Here is a 6,998-nt window from a genome sequence, read left to right as displayed (position 1 = left end):
TGAAGTATATATTCGGTGGTGCGGCAGTTTCCGGAGTGATTGTATCATTTATTGTCGGATGGGACGCTCCTTTGTTTATGGATGCCTGGCATGGGGAGTGGCATTGGATGCCATGGGTTATACTTGCTTTTGTTTTGGTTTTTCCTACTTATCTTAGTTATTTCCTGGTACCTATAGGATTGAAATACCTCAAAACAACAGTAGTGGCCATTTACAGCTATCTGATATTGGTCGTAACTACGGTAGTTTCTCTTTCTTTGGGGCAGGACCGTTTTAGTTGGACACAAGCCATTGCTATTCTAATGATTTGCACTAGTGTGTATTTTGTGGAAGTGGCAGAGAAAAAGCGATAGGACATTGATTTCTCGGTAAGAGTTCTATTTGATACGGTGACACTGAAACTGCCGGTTCCTTGAACCTATAATATTCATGTTGGTGTTTTTTGTCATTGTTCCTTTTATTCTGTTGCGTATATCCGATTTTTATTAAAATAGAAGCCTCCTTTTCCTGGTAGTGGGATAGGGGGCTTTTTAGGTGTAGGCGTACGTTTCTACCGCTTTTTTAATTAGTTTATAGTCGATATTGTTCTCTATGGCTGTGTAGTACCATAAACCTTTCTTAGGCGCTTCGGGGTAATCATATACTCGCTTGATGATATAGGAAAGGTGGAAGGCTGTGAACAGCCTGTCCTGATGGAGTAATTTGTCTTTCAGTTGCATGAAGGCACGTATGGGTTTGTCGCCTTTGTCCCATGCTGCTTCGAGAAACCTCTCGAAAAGGAGCAGGTCGTCCATTTCTTGTGTCATTTCCAGAAGTTGCATGCCTTCTACTTCTTCGGGTATGGCCGGTTGCCGGATGACGCCATCTTCGACATAGACTACGTCCATGGGATATTGTGAGTTTCTTCGTTTCTTTTTCTTCTTGCCTTCCAGCGTCCATTTCCGGTTCTGCTGGCTCAGCCCATGTTCGGTCCACAGAGCGGCATTGTCAAGCACGATACCTTCGCTCTTGCCGGGAGCAGGGCGCATACATCTTCCTACTTGTTGCAAGTAGAGAGCCAGTGATTTGGTAGGACGCGCCAGTTGTACAGCTTCGCAGTCGGGGACATCGAATCCTTCGGACACGATGTCTACATTGCTAAGTACACGTGTCCTGCCTTCTTTAAAGTTCCTAAGGATTTGTTCGCGCTGTGTTTTCGGCGTGTTGGCGTCGAGGTGCTCGGCTGATATGCCGGCCTCCCGGTATTCTTGTACGATTCTCTGGCTATGCTCGACATTGACTGCAAAGATTATCATCTTTTTACCGTTGGCATGGGCAAAATAGCTATTGCAGAAATCTATTAGACTGCTTTTTGTTAAAATAATGCTTTATTCATAAGTAAAAGTACTGGATGCCTTAATAGGTACAAAAACTACCTGAATTGTTACATTTTAGTTAGAGAAAATAGTTTTAGAAATTCCAGCAAGATTTTTTGAGTATAGATAAAAATATTGATATATAGCCATATATACATAGGTGATATGCAAAAATGAAGTAAAGAGCTCTACTGATATAGGAAAAACATAGGCGCAAATTTTACTAAACTACAGATGTTGTTATTGTGACAAAAAAGTGGATAATAAGAGGTTTAATACTGTAAAAAATCAATTTTTGCACATGGAAAATCAAAATATGGTATTTGTATATTTTGTAACCCTCTACATTTGTGCCCAATAACAGAGGAAGACACCTCGTCATGTTGCAGATGTTAACCTTCTATTTAATAACTATAAAAAACAAACTTATGGATTTAAAAAGACTTGCCAAAAGGGCATTAGCTACTCTGTCATTGAGTATGTTGTGTTTGGTCGCTTTTGCACAAGGTCGCCAAATCTCAGGTACTGTTATAGACGGTACGGGCGAACCTGTCATTGGCGCAAATGTATTGGAGATTGGTACCACCAATGGTGTAATTACTGACATTGACGGTAATTTCAGACTTGAAGGTGTAAAGCCAAACGCCAAGATTCAGGTATCATTTATCGGCTACATTACACAGACGATTCCGGTAGGAGATCAAAGTATTATTAAGGTAACGCTGAAAGAAGATGCACAGGCATTGGATGAGGTGGTAGTTACGGGTTACGGCACAATGAAGAAGAGTGATGTAACAGGATCCATATCATCAGTTTCTGCTAAGAAATTAGCTGCCCGTGGTGTCCTTCGTGTGGAAGATGCTTTGCAGGGATCTGTTCCGGGCGTCAACATCACACAATCCAACAGCCGTGCGAATGGAGGTTTCGATATCCAGATTCGCGGACAAGCCTCTATCACTAAATCAAGCGGTCCTCTTTATGTTGTGGACGGTATGGTCGTCTCTTCTATTGATTTCTTAAATCCTGAAGATATTGAGCGTATCGACGTATTGAAGGATGCATCATCCACAGCTATCTATGGTTCACGCGCATCCGAAGGTGTCATTATCATTTCCACCAAAGGGACTGGTGCCGGACAAAGCAAGGCACAACCTGTAGAAATAACATACGACGGCTATTATGGTATTCGTAAGGTGGCACGTATGCCGGAATTTATGGGTGCAACAGAATGGATGAATTATCGCTTTGCACGCTACACCACCATAAAGAGTGTGAATGATGACGGAACTGTCAATTACCAGATTAAAGATGGAGACCTTCAATCCGTATTCCAGAATGGTACAGAATGGCAAGAGTCACCTTTGTATAGTGCATGGCAAACCGACCAAGGTTATGATTGGGCTGGGCAGGTGTTGCGTACAGCCTCACAACAGAATCATTTCCTCAGTGCTTCCGGTGCTACAGAGAAGACTACTTACCGTTTAGGTGTGGGTTATCAAGGAGAAGAAAATGTTTTCAAGAAAAACGATTACCGGCGTTTCAACATTAAAGGTTCTTTTGACAGCAAATTGTCAAAGGTTGTAGAAGCCGGAATGTCTGTCAATTTAGTGCATGACATTCAGAATGATTGGATAACAGACAGTTCTAACGCATATTCTCCTTATAATAACGCTTTCTGGTTTGCCCCGGTCATATCACCATGGGATGAATCCGGCAATCTTCTGGCTATTCCTGCCAAGGTAGGTAAGTTGTCTCTGACTTCTACTCCATCTCCATTGGTGGATTTTGATATTGACGCATATGAAAACGAAACTCGCAAATTTCATGTATTCGGTAATGCTTATCTGCGATTCAACATTATGGATGGGCTGAAATTTACGACGACTTTCTCTCCTAACTACTACCATGGGCGTCAAGGTATTTTCATGGGTACCGGCGTATCAGAGAAATACCCTTTGGGAACCGCTTATTATCAGAAGCAAAAATACAACAGCGCATCCGTAGTAAATACAGAACGTTTGGATTGGACTTGGGATAATCAGATTGATTTCAGCAAAACTTGGGGTGATCACAGATTGAACGCAATGGGTATGTATTCACTCTATTCTACCAACAAAGAAACTTATACGCAATCTGTAACAGACATTTCTGACGACAAACTTTCATATCATGCTATGGAGAAAGGTTCAGGTACAAAAGACATCAAGTCCTCTTATACGGAATCATCTTTAGTGTCTGTTGCCGCCCGTTTGAACTATGCCTATAAGGAGCGTTATATGGCTACTGTAACAGTACGTACCGATGGCTCTTCACGTTTTGCCAAAGACAACCGTTGGGGCTGGTTCCCATCAGCGGCTGTTGCATGGCGTGCTTCGGAAGAAGATTTCCTGAATGACGTGGAATGGATAGACAACTTGAAGTTACGTATGTCTTACGGTATTACCGGTAATAATAATGTAGGCGACTATGTTACTGCATCTTCCGCTTCCGGTCCTTCTTATTCAACCATTGGCGGTCAAGAATTTCAAGGCTACTATCCTAACGGGTTGATTGATAAGAATCTGATTTGGGAAAAAATCAAAGAGTTCAATGTTGGTGTTGATTTTGCAGTTCTTCAAAACCGTGTTAGTTTGATTGCTGATGTTTACCGCCGTTTGTCTGACGGACAAATCATGAGTGCTACGGTTCCTGTTGAAACAGGTGAGAAGTCCATTACGACCAATATTGGTTCTGTACGGAATTCCGGTATTGAATTGGGCTTGAATCTGGGAGTTATCCGCAACAATAACTTTACTTGGGATGTCAATTTGTCTTTTGCCCGAAACTGGAGCAAAATCAAAGAACTGCCGAATGGGGATGATAAGGATAATAGGTGGTTCCTTGGTGAACGTCTGAACGTCCTGCGTGACTATACGTATGCCGGCATCATTACTAAAGACGGTGTAACAATGCACACAATCAATGGAGACCGTCATTATACACTGCAAGAGGTGTATGACAAGTATGGTCCCAAAAGCAGCAGCAAATTGCAATGGTACGAAGGCCAGATGGCTGTAAATGACTGGAACGATGACGGAACAATCAACGATGACGACAAACAGATTTATGGTTGTACCGATCCCAAATGGACTGGTAGTCTAAGCTCTACAATGACTTACAAAGGCTTTGACTTCTCGTTTATGCTCTATACTAAACAAGGACAATGGTCACGTAGCTACTTTCATGAACAATACATGGATTACAATGACCGTGGGCGCCAAAAAATGAGTTTTGACTACTATATTCCGGCAGGAACTCCGGTAATGGACCCTGCAACCGGTGAAGTAACAGCTCTGGCAGAGACGCACTTTGGCAGCACTCCTTATCCCAACAACTCAGAAAAAACTGGTGGCGGTTATTTCAAGAGCAGCAGTGCGGGAGTCCGCTATCACCAAACATCATTTGTAAAAGTGAAGAATATCACATTAGGCTATACTTTCCCCAAAGCATGGTTAAATAAGATTGCAGTAAAACATCTGCGCCTCTATGTGAATGTACTCAATCCATTCTGTTTTACCGACTATGAAGGCTTCGATCCGGAATGGGCAAGTGCAAACCTGACCAATGGAGGTCCTGCTTCCGTTACTTACCAGATTGGTGCAAATATCAAGTTCTAACAATATCAAATATTATAACAAGATGAAGACTTATAAAAAGTTACTATACACAGTATGCCTGGCAGGAGCCACCATACTGACCGGTTGTGATAGTTTTCTCACAGCTGATAATAAAAGTTCTGTGACTGATGCCGATTATTTCTCAACATCCGCAGGGTTTCAGTCTCTCGTTTATGACGCATACGCTCAGCTGAAAGATATTTATAATAGTTCTAATGTCACCACCTACTTCAACTCGGGAACCGACCTCTACCAAGACGGACGTGGGGATATAGAAGCTGCGTTACACCGTTGGTCCAACTTTACACCGGAAAATGGTACGGTAAAAACATTCTATATTGATTGCTATGACGGCATCCGTTCCTGTCTTGCCATCCAATATTATGCACCGGCTGCGAATGTAAGCGATGATGTCAAACAAAAGGCTATTGACGAAGGCCGTTTTGTAGAAGCCATGTTTTATTACTTGCTGGTAAACAACTACGGTGGCGTACCATTGATTACAGAGTACGCCAGTACTGCTGTCAAAGGTTATCCGCGTGCGACGGCAGAACAGGTCTACACCTATATTATAGATGAGTTAAAAAGCATCATCTCCAATAATAAGTTAGCTGCATCCACTGCCAGTCAAGGGGGAGGTGAAGCCAGTATTGAAGCAGCCAAGGCTTTGTTAGCCAAGACCTATCTTTCTGCCGCATGGGATTTGAACAAAAACGACTACTTCGCCGAAGCGGCCAAGTATGCTGATGAGGTGATCAACGGTCGGTCACTGACTACTGAATTCGCCAAACTTTGGGCGGCCGACCGTTCGGGTGATGATGATGGTGAATTCCTTTTCGACATAGAATATGACTATGACAGTACGCATGACCAAACCACAGGTAACCGCTGGCAGTCATTCTACAGCGGATATTATGGTGGCTCCGAAGAAGGAATGAAGAACGGTTCGTCCGGTTTCGTGCCTTTGATGCACACATTAAGGTATTTTGAACAAGGGGACAAACGTTATGAAGCGACTTTCATGAAAACCTTGTTGGTAAAGAAAGCATGGGATCCCATTGCAGGATTTAAAGAGAACGGACAACCAATTGGAGATTACTTTGCCTTTTATACCAATGGAGAAATGGCACTGGGCAAAATGGTAGGTGTTTACTATCCTGCTTATTGGGAATGCGATGCAGCTTCCGTTAATGCATGGCGTGCCGAAGATCCGGAGAACAGGTCCAATACGTTTATTATTCCACAAAACGATTTGACGGCAGGCATGGAACCTATGACCAACTATATCGCAGATCTTGCAGACTATTCTGACGGCATTATTACCAAATATGATTTTACTGATGCGCAAAAGTGGAGTTGGGCGGTAAATCCGTGCCGTAAGTTTGATGACTGCATGACCGCTGATTATAATGCTGGTAAAAGTTTCCGCGACTTGCATATTATTACGTTGCCAGAAATCTTTTTTGTTGCCGCTGAAGCTTATTATAAGTTGCAGGATCCTAAAGCTCTTGCGCGTTTGAATACAGTCCGCAAACGTGCCGGATTGACTGATGCGACTACCATTGATTTGGACGTTATTCTGAAAGAATCTGCATGCGAGATGTTTGGCAACGGCTATCGGCGCATGGATTTACGGCGCATGGGAAAGCTCGTAGAGTACAACAATCTGTATAATCCGCATTTGGCAGGTACTGCCGCTGCTGTTATCGGAGATAAATTGTTGTGGCCTATTCCGCAGGCAGCCATTGACGCGAACGAACAGCTGACAATAGCAGACCAGAACCCGGGATATTAAAACAATAAGTAAAATAGTCAATAAGGTATAAGTCTGTGAATAAGATCGGGAGATTTAAAAATAGACATTCTTTGTGAGTGAGGGGCTGTCCGGTAAGGATAGCCCCTCACAGTTTAAAAGTAAAAGACATGAAGTGATGAATGGAATATAAACTACTATAATGCTTAGGATACTCCGTATACGATAGAAGAT

4 protein-coding genes are annotated in these 6,998 nt (G+C 42.7%); 3 read left to right on the top strand and 1 reads right to left on the bottom strand.

The genetic code is table 11. The features are described from left to right. The coding region (locus BN161_RS13200; protein ID WP_044266952.1) for an EamA family transporter at positions 1-353 on the top strand (353 nt) is incomplete at its 5' end. 177 nt (positions 354-530) lie between these two features. Here the strand turns inward: BN161_RS13200 and BN161_RS28125 are convergent. Beyond that, positions 531-1,295: a DEAD/DEAH box helicase gene (locus BN161_RS28125; protein ID WP_052356282.1), complete on the bottom strand. Its 765-nt coding sequence runs from the start codon at positions 1,293-1,295 to the stop codon at positions 531-533. Between the two features lie 488 nt (positions 1,296-1,783). Between BN161_RS28125 and BN161_RS13190 the strand changes: the two genes are divergently transcribed. Further along, the gene (locus BN161_RS13190) at positions 1,784-5,011 is read left to right on the top strand and encodes a SusC/RagA family TonB-linked outer membrane protein (RefSeq protein WP_044266950.1); all 3,228 of its coding nucleotides are present in this window, start codon (positions 1,784-1,786) and stop codon (positions 5,009-5,011) included. Between the two features lie 22 nt (positions 5,012-5,033). Continuing rightward, positions 5,034-6,806, top strand: a complete 1,773-nt coding sequence (locus BN161_RS13185; RefSeq protein ID WP_044266970.1) for a RagB/SusD family nutrient uptake outer membrane protein — start codon at positions 5,034-5,036, stop codon at positions 6,804-6,806. The last annotated feature ends 192 nt before the right edge of the window (positions 6,807-6,998 follow it).

Origin of the sequence: Bacteroides timonensis, from assembly GCF_000513195.1 — a bacterium.
GTDB classification, from domain to species: domain Bacteria; phylum Bacteroidota; class Bacteroidia; order Bacteroidales; family Bacteroidaceae; genus Bacteroides; species Bacteroides timonensis.
The sequence above is the reverse complement of the archived record's forward strand: the minus strand, read 5'-3'. Positions and strand labels throughout refer to the sequence as shown.